This is a genomic window from Shewanella decolorationis (assembly GCF_004354305.1).
GTDB lineage: Bacteria > Pseudomonadota > Gammaproteobacteria > Enterobacterales > Shewanellaceae > Shewanella > Shewanella decolorationis.
The window spans coordinates 3,885,901-3,904,890 of record NZ_CP037898.1 but is presented as its reverse complement, the minus strand read 5'-3'; the positions used below and the strand labels follow the sequence as shown (position 1 = coordinate 3,904,890).

Genomic DNA, 18,990 nt, shown 5'->3' with positions numbered 1-18,990 from the left:
GCAATACCCCATCATTCTGCTCGGTTTTTATCTGGTTCTTTGATGCTCGTCATCAAAGAATATGGTGCTTTTCCCTCCCTCGGCTTAGAATGCAGGATAAACTGTCCTATACTACCAAGAGATAAGTCACAGCTAATATGCCCAATAGGGCGGCAAGCTGCGTAGTAAATAGCAGTCATTTTCTCTATGCCTTGGGGTTGCAGATATGAGTGAGTCGGCAGAATCGGTTGACCTAATCAAATTGCCTGTGTCGAAATTGACACTGGGAATGTTTGTCACGGCAATTGACAAAAAAGATCAAGGTCGGCTTGCTATCGCAAATGCTGGACAAATCAAGCACAAGGATGCGATTTCTAAGTTAACTAATAGTGGGATCAAATTCGTTTGGGTGGATACCGAGCGTTCAGCGGATCATTGTGGTTTTAAGCGCAAAGCCAATAATGATGGCTTATCTGATCCCAAGAAAACCTCTGTGACACGTGAGAAGCAGCAAGAGCAAGCTCAGATTATTTTGACTGAAGCTAAGGATCTTATCCGTAAAGTTCTCTCCGAAACCTTCGAAGGTAAAGCGATAGAAGTGGCTCCCTTTGAAGCTTTAGCCGATAGCATGATCGAATCAGTGCTCTTGGATGAGGACGCCCTCAAGTGCATGTCAGCACTGCGCACAAAAGATGCCTATTTGTTAGAGCACTCAGTGAATGTCGCCTTCCTGCTGGTGACTTTTGGTAAATACCTTAAACTCGACCGCGATATGCTGAGGGAAATGGCTGTAGGTGGCATTTTGCATGATATCGGCAAGATTAAGGTCGATAATAAAGTCCTGCATAAACCGGGCAAACTCACCCCCGAAGAGTTCGAGCATATGAAGTTGCATCAAGTGTATGCGCTTGAAATTATGAGTGAAACTAAAGGGTTGTCTCAAATAAGTCGTGATGTATGTTTGATGCATCATGAAAAATTGGACGGTCGGGGTTATCCAAGGGGATTAAAGGGTGATGAAATCCCGCTCCATGGTCGCATGAGTTGTATCGTCGATATCTTCGATGCCTTAACTGCGACTCGCTGCTATAAAGAGGCAATGAGTCCTGCCGCCGCGTTTAAGATTTTACTGAGCTTGACCCCGTTTCATTTAGACCAGCAGTTAGTCTACGAATTTATCCGTTGTATCGGTGTTTATCCTGTTGGATCTTTAGTAGAGCTGTCTGATGGACGTGTAGGTATCGTTTGGGTTTCAAAGGATAGAGATGCATTAAACCCGATAGTTAAATGTTTTTATTCTTTAAAAGCAAAACGTTATACAGAAGTGGTCATGGTAGATCTGCTCAAATCAGATTTATATATTGAGCGTGGTGTGTCCCCAAGCTCACTCGATATCGATCCGACTCCTTTCTATTAATCGCTTAGTGCACTTGATATCCGCCGAAATGTCAGGTGCCATTCATTTCCTTCACTGCGCTAAAAGCCGTACACTGGGACAAACTTCCTCTGGGCCTAGTTATGAACTGTTTACGCAACTCTCTGCTTCCCATTCTCGTTATTCTGCTGTCTTTGGCGCTGTTAATCCCCGGCGTAACTCAGCCCATTTTGAGCCTCAATGGCAGCATAGATAAGGCCAAACTCACCGAACAAGGGATTGAGCAGGTCGCACAAAGTTTCGATGAGGATTCGGGGCGCGACAGTGCCCGCGGCATGTTGAATATGGTCAGTGGCCTGTTGGGGCTGAATAATCTCAAGGGCGAGGTGGAGGTATTACAGCAAACCCGCAGTATTTGGAGCACAGTCACCGAACTATATAATACCGGCAATGGCTTAGTGGCTGGGCTGGTAATGCTGTTTAGCATCGTTATCCCTGCAGTGAAACTCAGCCTGATGTTGGTACAACAAACCGTGAGTTCGATTGCGCTGCAGTGGCGCATTCACCATATCGTCTCTGCGCTGGCGAAATGGTCGATGGCCGATGTGTTTGTGGTGGCCCTGATCATTACCTTTTTGGCGGGCAATGCCTCGGGGGGCATGGGCGAAATGTTAAAGACCAAGGCGCAGTTTGAGAGCGGATTCTACTTCTTTACCGCCTACTGCATTCTCTCCATCGCCAGTGGTTACTTAGTGCGTCGACCAACCCCGATTCTGTAGTCAGGCATACAGCAGGTTCTGTATGCCCTTTATCGTTAGGAAAGCGTGCCGTTTTGATAGATGGGCATAATCCAATAACGGCAAGGGTTGTGTTTACAGACCTTTGCTAGTGCCTCAAGCAAAGCGGTTTGCTGGCTTGCAGGGTGCATAATCTCAAACTTACAAAACTCTCGATAACCTTCCACTTGTTCCTTGATATTGAAATGGCTGTGCTCGCGGCTAAATCCGCAAATATTGCCTAGGCTAAAGCCGGATAAAAACTCCAACTCAATCAGGGTATCGACTATATCGTCCTTGATATCGTTTTGGGCGATCAGGACTAGCAGTTGTTCGGTGCTCATCGGCGTTTCTCCAGCCAAAAATACAACATGGGCAGTAAATACAGGGTCGTGATAGTGGAGGTGAGCAAGCCACCGATCACCACAATGGCCAAAGGTTTTTGGATTTCAGCACCGGGGCCAGAGGCGAATACTAATGGGATCAAACCAAACATGGCGGTGGTGGCCGTCATCAGAATGGGTCTGAGTCGCCGCGCGGCGCCCTGTTCGACCCGTTCCCTGAGGCTGCCAAATAAGTATTTGGTTTGTTCGTAATAGCTGACCATCACTACGCCGTTAAGCACGGCGACACCTAGCAGGGCGATAAAGCCTACCGAGGCGGGCACCGAGAGGTATTCCCCCGAGAGATACAAGCTGACGATACCGCCCATCATGGCAAACGGGACGTTGGCGAGGATTAACCCCGATTTTGCTAGCGAGCCGAAGGTGGTGAATAAAATCAAAGTGATCAGCGCGATAGCAATGGGGATCACCAGCAATAAATTGCTGGTGGCGCGCTGCTGGTTTTCAAACTCGCCACCGAAGCTAACGCTATAGCCACTGGGCAGTTTGATCTCCTTGGCGATTTTGCTGTTGAGCTCCTCCACAAAGCCCACAATATCCCGCCCTTGGACGTTGGTGGTGATCACCGAAAAGCGATTTCCCTGTTCCCGTTCGATCAGGATAGGGCCTTGTTTATAGCTCAATACCGCCACATCGCTTAGGCGTTTTAGGGAATGATCTGGCATTACCAATAACTGATTTTGCAGTTCGTTAATGTTGCTTATCTGCGCCTGATTATTAGCGATAAGCACAGGCGTGCGCTTCTTCCCTTGCAGCACTTCGGTGACGACCACGCCTTCGAGTTGGCTCTTGAGGTAGCGGGCAAACTCCATAGTGCTCATCCCAAACCCACGGGCCAGCTCATTATCTAAGGTGAGATTGATAAAGGGGCTGCCTTCAATCATCGCCATCTTAACGTCGACACTGCCCTGAGTGGCGGTGACCAGTTGTTCTATCTCTCCGGTGAGCTTGCCTAAGGTCTCGATATCATTACCGAATACTTTAATCGCGACATCGCCAATACTGCCGGTGAGCATTTCGGAGACGCGCATCTGTATCGGTTGCGTAAAGTTAAAGTTCACGCCGGGATATTTAAGCAACACAGTGCGGATGGCATCGATAAGTTGCTCTTTGGTGGCAAAACGCCATTCGCTGCGGGGCGCCAGCTCTAAAAACACATCGGTTTCGTTCAGCCCCATGGGATCTAAACCAATCTCATCGGCGCCAGTTCGCGCCACCATCTGCTTGATTTCAGGGATTTGGCTTAGCAGGGTTTGCTGGATCTGTTTATCGATAGCGATGGAGGCGTCGAGGGAAATCGAAGGGGATTTCTCTAACTGAAGAATGATGTCGCCCTCATCTAAGGTCGGCATAAAGGTTTTCCCCACCAGACTAAACAGACCCAGACTGACGATCAGTAAGCTAAAGGCGGTGAGCATAAAAGGTTTTTGCCAACCAAAGCAGGCCTTTAGGCTGCCAAGATAAAGATGCTTGAGCTTTTCGACGGCCTTAGGTTCTTTCGCGGCATTCTCATTGACTAGGTACGAGGCAATCACGGGGATCACTGTCAGCGATAGCACCAGCGCCGACAACATGGCAAACACTATGGTGATGGCGACTGGGGTAAAGAGTTTGCCCTCTAAACCACTGAGGGTAAGCAGTGGTGAGAACACTATGATCACGATAACCGTGCCCGAGACCACAGGAATGGCGACGTCTTTGGTGGCGCGAAAGATCAAGTGCAAACGCGGCAAACGCTGTTTAGTGGCGATTAAATTCACCATGTTTTCAACTACTACCACTGAGGAGTCCACCAACATGCCGATAGCGATAACGAGGCCACCGAGGCTCATCAGGTTCGCGGACAGATTGAAGTGATCCATCATCAAAAAGGTGAACAGTGCGGCTAGCGGCAACGATAGTGACACCACTAACGCGGCGCGCACATTTCCTAAAAACAGCGCCAGCAATACGATGACCAGCACAACGGCCTCGAATAGCGCATTGGAGATGGTCTCGATGGCAGTATTGATCAGGTTAGCGCGGTCGTAAAAGGTGTTTATCTGGCTGCCTTCGGGGAGCGTCAGGCTGATTTGCGCTAGTTTTTCCTTAATGTTGTTAACTACTTGTGCCGTATTAGCATCCTTTAGGGCAATGATTAAGGCTTCGGCGGTTTCGTTGCCATCCTTAGTGACGGCGCCGTAGCGCGCAAGGTGGCCTATCTGGATATCGGCGAGATCCTGCAAGCGATAGACCTTAGCATTATCGGCTTTGATCACTAGCTGTTTGAGCTCGTCGATATCATCGATGCGTCCCTCGGAGCGCACTATGATGGTGTCAGTACCTATGGTGAGCTTACCGGCACCTTCGTTGTGATTATTCTCCACAATTGCCTGTTGCAGCGCGGCAAAGCTTACGCCCGCTGCCGCCATCGCCGCAGGATTAGGGCTGATGCTGAAACTCTTGGCATAACCGCCAAGGATATTCACATCGGCAACACCCGGTACTGTGCGCAGCAGCGGCCGAATTTCCCACTCGAGTAATTGACGTCGCTCCAGCAGGGAAAGATTGGGGTTTTCGAGTGAAAACATAAAAATTTCACTGAGCGGCGTGCTCATGGGCGCCACGCCGCCACTCACGCCTTCGGGAAAACTGTCCCAGACCGCAGTGAGGCGCTCGCTCACCTGTTGGCGCGCCCAATAGATATCCGTGCCTTCTTCAAAATCGAGGGTGATATCGCTAATGGCGTACTTAGTGGTCGAGCGCAGAATCGATTGCCGCGGAATACCTAAAAGCTCGGTTTCAATCGGGACAGTAATCTGGGCTTCGATTTCCTCCGGCGTCATGCCGGGAGCCTTGAGGATAATCTTCACTTGGGTTGGGGAAATATCCGGAAAGGCATCCAAGGGAATGGCAAACCAAGCCCGTGCACCAGCCAACATGAGGATCAGCGCTACTATCAGCACAAACAGTCGCTGAGTGAGCGAAAAACGGATCACTGAGGTGAGCATCTTATTCGCCTCCTAAACCGAGCATGATGCCTTTCACCGCGGCAACTGACTGGGATAGGACTTGCAGCTGACTCAAGTCTTGATCGCTGGCGACAATATATTGCTCCGGGGTTGAGCCTAAGATATCGACCGTTAGCGCATTGAGCTGGCTATCGGACTTAGTGAACACTTGGCTGTCCTGCTCCCAACTAAACACACTGTTTTTGGGCAGTAAATACACGGCCTTTTGATACTCGGGAACCACAGTCATTTGCTGACCTAACAATAGGTTACATTCCTGCGGCACCGCCGATGACCAAGCCGTAACAAAGGCGCCTTCGGCAATCGCCGACAGTGACTCAATCGCGATATGGCATTGATTGATATTGATGGCCGACAGGGAATGGGACTGCCCCGTGGGCACATTCACTTTGACGCGGATGCTGTTATTGGGCACCAGTGAAAACAGTTGGTCCCCCGCCATATAAGGGCCGCTGATGGCATTGAGTTTAACGATACCGTCAACGGGCGCGGCGACCACTAAGGAGTCAGTTGCCGCATCCGTGCTGTGGACGCGCTCCATAAAGTGCTGCATATGCTCGTATTCGAGGTGAGTCGTGAAATAGTCCTGACTGATCTCACGCCATTTTTCGGCGCTAATGCTGCCATTGGCGAGCAAAGGTTTGTTGCGCTCATAGCGACTCTTGGCGAGTTGATACAGGCTAGCCGCGGCCTCGACTTGGGCGAGGTAGTGGAACACTTCTGGCCCTGTGAGTTTGACTATCGCTTGGCCTTTACTGACGCGCTGGCCTTGGCCGACGAGAAAGTGCACCTGCTGGATATTCTCGGGTGTGCTGATCCAATAATCATTGCCGGGAAGGATTTCAACCTGCGCCGGCAGTGGGCTGCCCTCATAACTGGCGACTCTTTGTGGTTGGGTGTAACTGAGGTCGAGATTACCTAAGGCGCTAATGGCTAAGCTTTCGGCCTGCGCCGAACCTACAACACTCGCGGATAAACAGAGAAGGCATGCGCCGTACTTGGCCATCATAATGAAATTCCTAAGGCTTGGAGTTGTTGAGAATGCAGTTGTTGCAAGCTGACGCGGTTGAGCGCCAAGCGGGACTCGGTGTCGAGCGCCTCCATGTAGCGGCGCAGCCAGACTTCATAACTCACCTGATCTTGATCTTTTACCTTGGCGAGTTCCTCGGTAATGGTGCGACTGAGGGCGAGTGCTTGGGTGAGTAAGCGCTGTTGCTCGACGAGGTTAGTTTGCTGGCGGACCAATTGATCCCACTGGTTTTTAAGCTCGAGTGCGCTGCGGTCAAGATTGAGGCTTTGTTCGGTATTTGCTTGTTGCCATTGGGATAAATCGCTCTGTGACAGCGCCGAGCCTAAGGTTAAGGGCACTGACACGGCTATGCCTAACTGCTGATCATCCACACCCGCATCGGCGGTATTTTTTGCCGTGAGTGAGACGGTCCAAGGATCGCGCTCACCCGCTTGTTGAGTTTGGATCAGCAGCAGGTGTTGCTGTTGTTGTAGTTTCAACAATTGCCACAGGGGATGTTGGGCTAAGGTCTCGGCACCCTTGCCAAGTGAGCGGTCAGTTTCCTCAATCGCGCTGGGCATTCGGTCTTGGCCCGTTAGCTGTTGATACAGGGCTAAAGATTGGGCTTGTTGTTGCAGAATGTCGGCGCGGCTTAAGGCGATATCGACACTTTCCCGCTCCAGCAGCAGGGTGTTGGCCAGTGGTAATTCCCCCGCATCGGTCAGTTGTTTTTGCTGGCGATGGAGTTTATCGAGCAACTGCTGTTTACGCTCAAGCTGCGACAGTTTGACTTCGCTCTGGCGGTATTCCCACAGGCTCTGCCTTAATAATCCCGAGAGATACAAGCCTTGCAGCGCCATTTGTTGCTGATGAATTTGCTCGGCGAGCTGTTTTATTTGCTTATCGCTGCTGTGTAGCGCGGGGGATTTAAATGGCAAATTGACTGAGAGTTCCTGCTCGTAGCTGTTACTATTATCCAAACTCCCGAGGTGACTTAAACTGATGCTCGGCAGGCCAGAGAGCCAGGTCGAGCTGGTTAAATTGGCAGCTTGAGTATTCGACGAAGTGATATGAGTCAACCTCGCTTGGCTGCTCGACAGCGCTTGGGAAAGTTCGGCTTCCGCCGCAAGACAAAGGAAACTACTGCCGACTAAGCTGGTCAACAGACATAACTTGATACAAGACGAACTGACAGACATGACATGATTCTGTGGTATTAAACAATGCTGTCAGTGTAGGGATTGACGGGTGAAAGTCGTCGGGGACCTGTATCATAAATCCGCCTATGGTACATATGTCCCATAAAATAATTGATTGATTTTGCTTTTATTTAGGAGTTTTAAATGAAGGATATTGTCATTATTGGTCTGCTGGCACTCATCATGTGCTTTAAGCTTTTTGACATTAGTTCCGACATTCAATTAGGCATTCCGCAATGGCATTTAGTGCAGGAAGCCATACTCTTAGTGCTCACCGCAGTCGGGGCCATCTACCTCAGTTACGATTTAATTCGCCGCTCACGCGAGGTTAAAGCCTTAGCAAAACGCCTCGAGTACGCCGATAAAAAAATCGACAATATGTCGACTCAAATGCGTTCCGCCAGACAGGAATACAGCCAAGCCGTTGCAAACCAGTTTGATACTTGGGGTTTTACCAAGAGCGAGCAGCAAGTCGCGTTTTTATTGCTTAAAGGGCTGAGTTTTAAAGAAATTGCCGAAGTGAGACAGACAAAAGAGAAAACCGTGCGCCAACAGGCGTCGACCATTTATGGCAAGGCCGCCGTGGATGGCCGCCACACCTTTTGTGCTTGGTTTATGGAGGATTTTATTCAAGAACATAACCAAGAACTGGCGGCAAACGAGTCCGATAGCGCCCATAAAGCCGCTTAGCCTAAACTCTCAGGCTTAGTTGTTATAGCTATTTGTTATTGAAAATCGATATTGGCTGGCTTTTTGGTTCTAAACAATAATGAGCATCCCCTAAGTTTGTCGGAGGATGCAATTGAAAAACTCGCTGCTAATTGTGTTTTGCCTTATTGCCTTGGTTGCATCCACGCAAACCACAGGATTACTCCGCTCGCTGATTGAATTTTCTGCCTTTTTAGGCGTACTGGGGTTGGCTTGGCGGATTAAACCCAACGCCGAATAAAGCTTCCTGCATTAGCACGTCAATCTGATCAGTTAGACTCAAATCCAATCTATTGAAAATACAGAATATAACCTAAAGACGTTACCCCAATCGCCGCCCACAGAACCACGCCCAGCAGCAAAGGCTTAGGGCCGCTCGCCCGCATTTTTTGCACCGTAATCCCCGCGCCAATCAAGAATAGACACAGAACCAAGGTACGTTTAGACACCATAAACAGCGTGTCGTAGAGCGGCTGAAACTGCGGCAGCCAATGGGCGATTGCGATGGCTAAACAGTAAAATCCAATAAAATACGGTAGGTTAAGCTTACGTTTATCGCCGCCAAAGATCAGTGCACTGACAAGGGCGATGGGGATAATCCAAAGTGCGCGCGCCAGTTTAATGGTGGTGGCGGTTTTAAGTGCTTCATCACCATAGGCAGAGGCCGCGCCGACCACTGAGGAGGTGTCATGAATCGCAATGGCACTCCACACGCCAAAATCGTACTGGCTCATATTGAGCAAATGCCCGAGGGCGGGGAATAAAAACAAAGCCACCGAGTTGAGTACAAATACACAGGCTAATGCGGTGGCGGTTTGGTCTGGTTTGGCATTAATGGCGGGCGATACGGCAGCAATGGCACTGCCGCCACATATGGCGGTGCCAGAGGCAATTAAGTGCCCTGTGATCGGGTCAAACTTCAGGGCGCGAGTCACCATAAAGCCTAAGATCAGCGTAAAAATAATCGAGCCGACAATTAGCCCTACATTGTGACTACTGGCCTCAATCGCGGCGTTGAAATTAATGCCAAAGCCTAAGCCGATAATCGAATAGGACAGTAATTTTTTGGTGAGGGCAGCGATATTCCAGCCGTTTGGCACCCAACCTAGGCTGGCCAAGGTAAAACCGAGCACAAGTGCCATAGGGGATGAGATAACAGGCGCGAGGCACAGCAGTGCGGCGCAGATAAACACAAGGCGATGGGGTTGCTTAAGTTGCGAGACTATCGATGAAAAATTCATAACGCCTTAGGTTTGCGACTGATTGTTTGGTTCTAACTACTGGAGCGTGGTTTTATATGGCAACGAGGTTAGAACAGAGACGCTGATAAAAGCGGGTATTATAGCGATGGAATTAATCTTCAATAAAATCAATTTAATTTATTTTGAGAGTCAGTTTTACTGATTGTTGGGTCGATGGAATGATCATCAAGGAAAGCTGAGGAGACTCACCTATGGCTTTATCTCCTCCAACTGTAGGATTAAATTAAAGATTAACAATACTTTGTAGGCTGTAGTCACCACCATCTTTAGCGGTAAATAACTTGTCTTGAATATCGTTGGCGCTTGGCATTCCCGCATGTAACAGGCTTAACCAGTGGCGCGATGTGGCGTTGCGAGTGTCCTTTGGCTCAGTCGCTTGCACCATTGGTGTTTCAATTTGCACATCTTCCAAATTTGCTAAATCCCTTGCGCCTATCATGCCAGTGCGGTCGAAGCATAACTCTACATGGCAGCCTTGGTCCTGTAACACTATGGCGCTTGGCGCATCTTTAGTGCCGTTAAAGGCAACAAACTGCTTGGTTTGGCGTAATCCGCTGTGGCTGCCGTCGGCAAAAAATGCCAGCAGGTGTTGGTAGTAAACCACATAGCTGATCACATCCTGGTGCGAACCCGTATCCAGCGGGAAATGACGGTCGAGGAACTGCTTCGCTTGGGCAAGTTTTTCATGTTCGGCCACGTTCACTTGGGCGACGGCAAGCACTTCTTCGGCGATGAAGCTGTTTAGATTCGGTTGGATCTGGTGGCTATTGATAATTGACATATTCATCGCTGTATCCTCTACACATTCAAATTAAAAATTAGGGCCTTGATTTCACTTCTAATGGTTCAACGTTTGTCTTCAATTTGGTTTGTCCGACAGAGTTAATGGTTAAGCAGTGTCAGGTGGATAACCTGCCTCGATTGCTTAATTTGTAGTCTAGTCTTTTTTTGACTACAATTTCACAATAAAAATTTTACAATGTGAATTTTACAAAATGCGCAATGACCAGAGCTTGATGAGAAAGTCACATTTCCTAGGGACAAAAATACGTAACCTACGGAAACGTAACAATTTAACCATGGAAGATTTATCTGCGCGTTGCATTCGCGTCGATGCGGGCAGTGCACCCTCTGTGTCATATTTGTCGATGATCGAACGTGGAAAACGCGTGCCCAGTGCCGAAATGTTGGCCGTGATTGCCACGGTTTTTCAAAAGGACGTTGACTGGTTTTTAGACGACGTGCCCGAGGAGAGCGCCATCACGCCGGACAAGGGCCGCCGTGGTGGGATCAGCGGCATGGCGCTCGAACCCAGCTTTTTGTTTTCAAATGATATTTTGCAAATTGCGATTCCTGAAATGCTATCCCAGACTGGGATCTCGGGTCGGCAATTCGCCCATTTGTTAATCCGCGCCCATCAGGAACACCATCAAAACCATTTCCCCGATCTTGAACGTGCCGCCGAAGAGGTTGGGTTAAAACGTATGCCCTTATCCCTCGAGGAGATGCTGGATATTGCCAAGGGTGTAGGCTTAAAAATCAAATGGATAGATAGTACGCCCCAGGAAGTGATCGACGAGCGCGGCGTAAGCTCCCATCAGTTAGTGACCTCTTTCTTCGAGCCGCCCAGCACAATTTACATCAATAAAGTCCTTAAAAATCGCCCCAGTCGGCTGAAGTACGATCTCGCCGCCCATATCGGTCATTGCGTATTGCACAACAAAGATGGGCTTAAGAGTGTGATGATCTCCGGCCGAAAACTGGAGATGGATGAAGAAGTGACAATGCAGTCTAATACCCTGAACGCGCAGGATATTTTGCATGCGTGGCGCGACTTCGAATCCAGCTTTTTTGCCGGAGCCCTGTTATGCCCTAAGGTGCCCTATCGACAATTACTCGACCGCCACGGTTACGAAATTGAGGTGCATAAACAGCTGCAAGTGTCGGCCTCGGTCGCCATGCGGCGGATGACTGTGGTATCGCCTTATCCCCATTGGCATTATTTTGATGCTTACGCGCCGGGCAAACTCAAAGCCGTTTACCGTGGTAATGGCATTCCCCTGCCTTGGGGCAATATGCGGCTGGTGGAAGACCCTTGCCAGCATTGGGCGGTGTTTAGAATGATCAGCGAACCTTCAGTTGGGACATCGGCGCAAATTTCGATTTTAAATGTGGGCAATGAACCACGGATTTACTGCTGCGAGTCGATTAAGGTCGAAGACTCGGCGGGCAACCCCCATGTGCTCTGTGCCGGTATCGATTTGAATCCAGCCATTGAAGCCCAAGGTAAAGATGCACTCTCTATCGCCCATGATTTAAAAGCCGCCTGTGTGTCTGGCGGTGGCTCAGTCGCGATTCCTCAGCATATTAAAAGCGATCTGGTCAGCGTGGCTAAGATATTGAATATCAACTGGATTGAACGCGGGATTAAAAATGATGCCCGGCTTATTTGCTCCCGCGGCGCCGTCTGCCCACGGCAACCCAGCTGTTATCAAGCGGGGAAATCGCAGTGTGATGGGGCAACGTAAATCACTATTTGATTTACGTTGAGTTTTGCGGCCTTACGGCCGAGGTGAATCAAGGTCGTGGGTCTTCACCCCACACCCGACCAAGAGGGGATCAACAGCAATTCCCTCTTGGATCTCCCTTGCCGCCCCCAACGGAGTTGAAAGCCCCTTGTGCTCATTGGCAAATTTGCTATCGCTTCCGAAGTCCTCGCTTTACATCCATGTAAAGCACTCCAGTTCGGCAATCCTTGCCTCTCGCTCATAAGCGTGAAAATCACCGATTTTCATTCGCCCCAGCACCTGCGAAAGCTAGTCGGTCATCCATGACCGCACTCACACAATTTGCCTATTCGCCCTGCGGCAACTCCGAGGGGAGTCGTATTCTGCGGCATCGGGCGGTAAATCTATGCTTAAAGCAATCTAGCGGTAATTCTTTCTTTTGAGGCAAGAATATTAAAGGAGTTAAATGTGAATAGGTTATGGATATTACTGTTAGTTTTTGTTCTGGGGCATCCAATATCCATTGCCAACGCCAAAAACTGTAAAAAGGGTCAACCGTGTGGCAACTCTTGCATTTCTTGGAGCAAAACTTGTCGTATCGGATCGGTAAATACAAGTGCTAGCGTCTTGGCATCACAAGAGACAAGCCATTTCAAATCGCCAAACGCGGATATGGCGAGTAATCCCGTTCTGGAGAATGGACAAGTATATGAAGTGACTATCGATAAGCTCAATATCCGTAATCAACCTAAGAAAAATGCGGAGTTACTGGGGGCACTTTCAAAAGGTGAGCGTATTAATGTGCTTGCTGCAAGCGGTGATTGGAAAGCCTTTCTATATCAAGACAAACTCGCTTGGGTATTTTCGAAACATTTGAAAGCCGTATAAGAAGTATGAAGCTCTATTTCAATGGCGAGCACTTAAATAAAGCCCCAAGGGAGAATATCTTGGGGCAGTTAATCACATCTTCTAGGTAATCGCTAAGCTCTAATCTGTCCTGTGCCTGAAACCAGATATTTTTCAGTGGTTAAGGCTTCGAGTCCCATGGGGCCGTAGGCATGTAGCTTAGTGGTGGCGATGCCGATTTCGGCGCCGAGGCCGAGTTCGCTTCCATCGGAAAAGCGTGATGAGGCATTCACCATAACGACCGAAGCATCCACTGCGCGTTGAAAGCGGGCGGCGGTGAGTTCATTGTCGGTGCAAATCACCTCGGTATGGTGGCTGCCAAACTTAGCTATATGTTGGGTGGCGACCTCAAAACTGTCGACTTGGCGAATGGCGATTTCTAAGTCCAAGTATTCTTGGCCAAAATCCTCTTCGGCCATATAAGTACAGGCGTCGAAATACGCGGCGGCCGGAGGACATGCATTGATTTTTACTTGATGCTCGGCCAGTGCTTTGGCGACGCGGGGCAAGAATCGCGGTGCGATATCCTTATGCACTAACAAGCCTTCGAGGGCGTTGCACACTCCTGTGCGTTGGGTTTTACCATTAAGCAGCAAATCTAAGGCGATATCTTGATTGGCATCCTTATCCACATATAAATGGCACACGCCCTTAAAGTGTTGAATAACCGGAATGCTACTGTTTTCAGTGACGTAGTTAATCAATCCTTCACCACCGCGAGGGATGATCACATCGATAAATTCCCGCTGCTGCATCAGTTCGAGCATCAGGGCGCGGTCAGGATTTGGGATCACGCTGATAAGTGCTTTAGGCAAACCATAGGCGGTCAGTACCGCCTGTAAAATGCTGGCGATCACTTGGCTGGTGTGCAGTGCTTCTTTACCGCCACGCAGGATCACCGCATTGCCGGATTTAAAGCACAGGGCGCCTGCATCGGCGGTGACATTAGGGCGCGCCTCATAAATCATACACACCACGCCGAGTGGCACACGCATCTTACTGATAGATAAGCCGTTAGGTCGTTTACCAATAAAACGCTCGCGCCCAACGGGATCGGGCAGGGCGGCGATGGTTTCGATTCCTTGCGCCATCGCCTCAATACGATGCTGGTTCAGCGTGATGCGATCGACCATGGCAGGGCTTAAGTTGTCCTGTGTTGCACGGTGCACATCAATCAGGTTGGCGCTTTGGATTTCATAGGTTTTTTCCCTTAATGAGCGCGCCATATCAAGTAATACGGTGTTTTTTAACGACTCATCGAGTTGGGCGAGTGTGCGGGCCGCATGGGCGGCATCGGCAGATATTTGTTTAATTAGGCTCATAGTTTCTCCACTCAAATGGATTTAAGAATGGCGATATTCTTATCGGAAATGATGGGGCCGGTTTTTTGCTGGAATTCACTGGCAAACGCCTGATCATCCTGCTCGGTAATAAAACTCAGTAGGCAACTGCTGTAGTTAGATTTGGCTTTTGCTAACTTAGTGCCATCGCCTTTACGCACCAGAATGGTGTCGCCCACTGAGAAATCCCCTTTGACTTCAACCACATCATCGCTGGTTAATTGCTCGCTGTGCTGATCGAGCGCGAGGTCAAAATCATCCTCGACGATCACTTCGCCCTGCGCTTGCGAGGTGTGGGTCATCCAATGCAAATGCTCCTGCATCGGTTTTTCGTAGGGGGTAAAGAGGGTGCCCGGATTTTGCCCCTTTAGCAGTTGGCTAAAGGAATCGGCATTAAAGCCATTGATAATAAAGGTCTCAATGCCGTGGGAAATGGCTTTTTCGGCGGCTTGGATCTTAGTGCGCATGCCTCCGGTGCCAACATCGCTGCTGGCGCCTCCCGCCATCGCATAGATATCGGCATTGATTTCAGTGACTTGCTTGATCAGCTTGGCATTGGGATATTCGTGGGGATTTTGATCGTAGAGTCCATCCACATCCGAGCAAATTACTAAGGTGTCGGCATCGGCCGCAGCCGCCACCATGGCCGAGAGATTATCGTTATCGCCAACCTTGAGTTTGTCGGCGGTCACGGCGTCATTCTCATTGATAATTGGCATTAAACCGTGTTCGAGCAGGCTAAAAATCGTGTCTCGAATACTGATATAACGCTCGCGATTACGTAAATCGCCATGGGTCAGCAGCAGTTGGGCTGTGGGAAAATCAAATAGCTTATTCCACGTCGCCATCATATCCGCCTGACCCGCAGCCGCCATGGCCTTTTTGACCGTGACACTCGGCTGAGCTTGGCCCTCAAAGTGATGCCACCCAGCGGCAACCGAGCCGGATGAAACCAGTACCACTTGGATACCTTGGACGCGGCAGTAAGTAATAAACTGCGCGATACCCAAGAGATAATGGCTGCTGCAACCTTGCTTGTGGGGCGCGATTAAGGCGCTCCCCACTTTGACGACGATACGTTTACGGGGAGAGTCTGTCATAACGCCTCCTTAGCTTTCCTCGGCCAATACACGACCGGCCTGATGGAACTGCTTCGTGGTTTTAGCGCACGGGTCGTTATCGAATTTGCTCACCAGATAAATCACTGTGCTGCTGACAATAAAGCCTGGAATCATCTCATACACTAAGCTACTCAATGCCTTACCATCGGCAAGCACGGGGGCGTAAATCCAAAAGAGTACCGTGAGCGCGCCCGAAATAATCCCCGCAATCGCCGCTTTATGGGTGAGATTGGCTTTATACAAACTAAACAGCACCAGCGGACCGAAGGCAGCACCAAAGCCTGCCCACGCATTACTCACGAGGGAGAGGATGCTGTTAGAGCGATCAAGCGCCAATAGCGTTGCGACAATGGCAACACCAGCAACCCCGTAACGGCCCATTTTTACCATCTCTTGCTCGCTCGCTTGTTTCTTCGACAGGGTGCGATAAATATCTTCGGTCAGCGAACTCGACGAGACTAATAACTGCGATGAAATCGTGCTCATAATGGCCGCGAGAATCGCTGCCAGCAGGAAGCCGCTGATTAAGGGGTGGAACAGTAACTCTGAAAACACGATAAAGATGGTTTCAGGGTCTGACAGTTTCATCCCAAATTTATTGGCGTAGGCGATACCGACCAAGCCTGTCGCTAAGGCGCCGATAATGGTCACTGTCATCCAACTGATGCCGATGCGGCGTGCGGTTTTAATGTCGGCGACCGAGCGGATCGCCATAAAACGCACAATAATATGCGGCTGTCCGAAATACCCGAGTCCCCACGAGAGGCTCGAGATTAAGCCAAGCAGGGTCACATTTTGCATCGCGTCAGTAAAATGCGGGATCGACTGATAGGCAAAGTTCATCATACGATCTGCGCTGGTAAATTCTTGATATGCCACGAAAGGCACTAAGACCAAGGCGACAAACATAATGCAGCCCTGCACAAAGTCGGTGAGGCTAACGGCTAAAAATCCCCCCAGCAGAGTGTACGACACCACGACGGCTAAGGTGACGACTAGGCCAATATCGTAGTTCAGCCCAAAGGCGGATTCGAACAACTTGCCGCCCGCGACTAATCCCGCCGAGGTATAGAGGGTGAAAAAGATCACTATGATGGCGGCGGCAATAATGCGAATGCTGTTATCGGCCTGACCAAAGCGTTTGGCGAAGAACTCTGGGATAGTCAACGCGTTATCGGCGACCTCGGTGTAGACCCGCAATTTAGGGGCAACAACCAGATAATTGATTAGAGCACCAATTAATAATCCGAGGGCGATATACAGGGTTTCAAACCCCACCAGAAACATAGCGCCGGGTAGGCCCATCAGCATCCAGCCACTCATATCCGAGGCGCCGGCCGAGAGAGCCGTGACGTGCGGGCTCACTTGGCGGCCACCCAAAATGTAGCCAGAGACATCATCGGTCGACTTACGATAGGCGAACAAACCAATAGCGAGCATGGCAATAAAGTAAATTGCCAATGAAACGTAAGAGAGGGAATTCATCGATTATTTTCCTCCTAACGCTTTGTTATTTTGAATGAAGCTCGGTTTCAAAATGACAAAGAGATAGGTACTTAGAATGGCGAACAGGCAGAAATATTGTAGTGTTCCATGAAGGCGTTCCCAGGTGGAACGGATGATCTGTGAGATGGGGTTTTCATCTGCAGCATGCTTAGCTGACATAATGCCTCCTTGATTTATTTAAAGCGAATAATAGTTAGTGCTATAACTATAATAAGATCTTTATTAGCAAAATATCAAGTTGAAATGCCCAGTTTGCATACTTTCGATTGGCATAAAGCAAGAGAAATTGATTTGAATACTGATAAATTTACCTGTGCTTTTAACCGATAATTGGGGCGAAAGAGTGGGATGTTGAGAGCGGATAAATAGGCTTGATGGCTTAGCGTTGAACATAAAAAAAGCGGCGCTGAGAATATCAGAACCGCTTCGATAAAATGCAACATTCACAGGCTATTGAGCCTGATTTAAAACTTGAGTCATGCGCTTAGCGCATGGTCACAAATTCCTCAGCACCAGTGGGGTGGATGGCGACAACGGCATCGAAATCAGCTTTGGTGGCGCCCATTTTCATGGCGACACCAAATCCTTGGAGGATCTCATCCATACCAAAACCAATGCCATGAATACCCACGACTTTCTCTTCTTTGCCCGCGCATACCAGCTTCATTTTACAGGCCTGACGGTGGCTAGTGACGGCGGTATACATTGAGGTAAAGCCTGAGGTGTAAACCTTGACATTATCATCACCATATTGCGCACGGGCTTCTGGCTCGGTTAAGCCCATAGTGCCAATCGGAGGATGGCTGAATACCACGGTTGGGATTTGGCTGTAATCCATTTTGGCATCGCTCATGCCGTTGAATAGGCGCTCGGAGAGTAAGCGACCGGCTTTAACCGCAACGGGAGTCAGCTCCACGCCGCCCGCCATAATATCGCCCACGCAATAAATGCCTTTGTGGGTGGTATTTTGCTGCGCGTCGGTAATCACATAGCCTTTGCTATCCAATTGCACATCGGTGTTTTCTAAACCGATATTGCCCGTCGCGGGTGAGCGGCCAATGGCCCAAATCAGGCAATCAACGGTCACGCTTTCGCCATTTTCGAGGTGCAGAGTCAGGCTGTTGTCGGCATTTTTGACCACAGATTGAGGAACACTGTTGGTGTGCAGGGTTGGGCCTTCGGTCTTCATGGCATCGACGAGAGCATCGATTAGCATAGGATCGAAGTTACGCAGCGGCGCATGTTTACGCACAAACAGGTGAGTCTCGCTGCCAAGCGCGTGTAACACGCCCGCGACTTCGACGGCGATATAGCCAGCGCCGACAACAGCGACACGTTTAGGTTGTTCGCGCAGGGCGAAGAAACCATCGGAATCAATCCCGTATTCCGCACCAGGAATGTTTGGAATAGTTGGTGCGCCGCCGGTGGCGATCAGGATATGGTCAGCCGTATAGTGCTCGCCATTCACTTCAATGGTGTTGCCATTAACGAAGCGGCCATAACCATTGAGCAGGGTGACTTTGTTATTGGTAAAACCGCGACCGTAGGCCTCGTGGATACGACCGATATAGGCTTCGCGGCTGTTCACTAAGGTGTTCCAGTCGAATTTGTTGACTGAAACATCAAATCCATAATCTTTGGCGTAGAGGTTCATGGCTTCGGCGATATGCGCGCCATACCACATGACTTTTTTAGGTACGCAGCCTACGTTTACGCAGGTGCCGCCAACATGTTTCGCTTCGATGAGTAGAACTTTAGCGCCACGCATGGCAGCTCGGTTAGCTGAGGCGATACCGCCGCTGCCTGCGCCTAGGCAGATATAGTCAAAATGTTGAGCCATGAGTTTCTCCGTCTAACTCTAAGAATGAGGTGCTTATTAGCAGAAGG

Annotated in this window: 17 protein-coding genes; 6 read left to right on the top strand and 11 right to left on the bottom strand. The window is 49.5% G+C overall.

The features are described from left to right. The first annotated feature begins 205 nt into the window (after positions 1-205). Both EYR25_RS17415 and EYR25_RS17410 read left to right on the top strand, forming a co-directional pair. A complete protein-coding gene (locus EYR25_RS17415; RefSeq protein WP_133181788.1) occupies positions 206-1,396 on the top strand; it encodes a cyclic di-GMP phosphodiesterase in 1,191 nt (396 codons plus the stop codon). Between the two features lie 101 nt (positions 1,397-1,497). Beyond that, positions 1,498-2,133 (top strand): paraquat-inducible protein A, encoded by a 636-nt coding sequence (locus EYR25_RS17410; protein ID WP_133181786.1) that lies wholly within the window; start codon positions 1,498-1,500, stop codon positions 2,131-2,133. A 35-nt stretch (positions 2,134-2,168) separates the two neighbouring features. Here EYR25_RS17410 and EYR25_RS17405 read toward each other — a convergent pair whose 3' ends face one another. Genes EYR25_RS17405 through EYR25_RS17390 form a run of 4 tightly spaced genes read right to left on the bottom strand, consistent with a single transcriptional unit; the run spans position 2,169 to position 7,753 of the window. Next, on the bottom strand, positions 2,169-2,474 hold the full coding sequence (locus EYR25_RS17405) for a DUF3240 family protein (protein ID WP_088212792.1): 306 nt from the start codon (positions 2,472-2,474) through the stop codon (positions 2,169-2,171). Continuing rightward, complete coding sequence (locus EYR25_RS17400; protein ID WP_133181784.1) at positions 2,471-5,524, bottom strand: efflux RND transporter permease subunit; 3,054 nt, start codon at positions 5,522-5,524, stop codon at positions 2,471-2,473. Before EYR25_RS17400 ends, EYR25_RS17405 begins: the two co-directional genes overlap by 4 nt. 1 nt (position 5,525) lies before the next feature. Next, on the bottom strand, positions 5,526-6,554 hold the full coding sequence (locus EYR25_RS17395; protein ID WP_011718778.1) for an efflux RND transporter periplasmic adaptor subunit: 1,029 nt from the start codon (positions 6,552-6,554) through the stop codon (positions 5,526-5,528). After that, positions 6,551-7,753, bottom strand: a complete 1,203-nt coding sequence (locus EYR25_RS17390; protein ID WP_133181781.1) for a metal transporter — start codon at positions 7,751-7,753, stop codon at positions 6,551-6,553. The genes EYR25_RS17395 and EYR25_RS17390 overlap by 4 nt, the downstream gene beginning before the upstream one ends. 144 nt (positions 7,754-7,897) lie before the next feature. Between EYR25_RS17390 and EYR25_RS17385 the strand changes: the two genes are divergently transcribed. Both EYR25_RS17385 and EYR25_RS17380 read left to right on the top strand, forming a co-directional pair. Continuing rightward, positions 7,898-8,443, top strand: coding sequence for a helix-turn-helix transcriptional regulator (locus EYR25_RS17385; protein WP_011718776.1), 546 nt, complete (start codon positions 7,898-7,900; stop codon positions 8,441-8,443). Between the two features lie 112 nt (positions 8,444-8,555). After that, on the top strand, positions 8,556-8,702 hold the full coding sequence (locus EYR25_RS17380) for a hypothetical protein (RefSeq protein WP_083758005.1): 147 nt from the start codon (positions 8,556-8,558) through the stop codon (positions 8,700-8,702). A gap of 49 nt (positions 8,703-8,751) precedes the next feature. Here the strand turns inward: EYR25_RS17380 and EYR25_RS17375 are convergent, their stop codons facing one another. Together EYR25_RS17375 and EYR25_RS17370 are read right to left on the bottom strand one after the other, a co-directional pair. Next, positions 8,752-9,702 (bottom strand): YeiH family protein, encoded by a 951-nt coding sequence (locus EYR25_RS17375; RefSeq protein WP_133181779.1) that lies wholly within the window; start codon positions 9,700-9,702, stop codon positions 8,752-8,754. Between the two features lie 244 nt (positions 9,703-9,946). Further along, positions 9,947-10,510, bottom strand: a complete 564-nt coding sequence (locus EYR25_RS17370) for an aldolase/citrate lyase/malate synthase family protein (protein ID WP_133181777.1) — start codon at positions 10,508-10,510, stop codon at positions 9,947-9,949. A 208-nt stretch (positions 10,511-10,718) separates the two neighbouring features. Between EYR25_RS17370 and EYR25_RS17365 the strand changes: the two genes are divergently transcribed. Together EYR25_RS17365 and EYR25_RS17360 are read left to right on the top strand one after the other, a co-directional pair. Then, positions 10,719-12,251, top strand: a complete 1,533-nt coding sequence (locus tag EYR25_RS17365; protein WP_133181775.1) for a DUF3612 domain-containing protein — start codon at positions 10,719-10,721, stop codon at positions 12,249-12,251. Between the two features lie 447 nt (positions 12,252-12,698). Continuing rightward, positions 12,699-13,118 (top strand): SH3 domain-containing protein, encoded by a 420-nt coding sequence (locus tag EYR25_RS17360; protein ID WP_133181773.1) that lies wholly within the window; start codon positions 12,699-12,701, stop codon positions 13,116-13,118. A 92-nt stretch (positions 13,119-13,210) separates the two neighbouring features. Here EYR25_RS17360 and EYR25_RS17355 read toward each other — a convergent pair whose 3' ends face one another. From EYR25_RS17355 to gorA, 5 genes are all read right to left on the bottom strand, one after another. Further along, positions 13,211-14,458: a glutamate-5-semialdehyde dehydrogenase gene (locus EYR25_RS17355; protein WP_133181770.1), complete on the bottom strand. Its 1,248-nt coding sequence runs from the start codon at positions 14,456-14,458 to the stop codon at positions 13,211-13,213. Between the two features lie 11 nt (positions 14,459-14,469). Beyond that, positions 14,470-15,576, bottom strand: coding sequence for a glutamate 5-kinase (gene proB, locus EYR25_RS17350; protein ID WP_133181768.1), 1,107 nt, complete (start codon positions 15,574-15,576; stop codon positions 14,470-14,472). Positions 15,577-15,585: 9 nt separating this feature from the next. Then, positions 15,586-17,082 carry a sodium/proline symporter PutP gene (putP, locus tag EYR25_RS17345; protein ID WP_037427438.1) on the bottom strand — a complete coding sequence of 499 codons (1,497 nt, stop codon included), beginning with the start codon at positions 17,080-17,082 and terminating at the stop codon, positions 15,586-15,588. A 3-nt stretch (positions 17,083-17,085) separates the two neighbouring features. After that, positions 17,086-17,262 (bottom strand): hypothetical protein, encoded by a 177-nt coding sequence (locus EYR25_RS21225; RefSeq protein WP_165953520.1) that lies wholly within the window; start codon positions 17,260-17,262, stop codon positions 17,086-17,088. Positions 17,263-17,587: 325 nt separating this feature from the next. Then, positions 17,588-18,943, bottom strand: a complete 1,356-nt coding sequence (gene gorA, locus EYR25_RS17340; protein WP_133181766.1) for a glutathione-disulfide reductase — start codon at positions 18,941-18,943, stop codon at positions 17,588-17,590. Between the last annotated feature and the right edge of the window lie 47 nt (positions 18,944-18,990).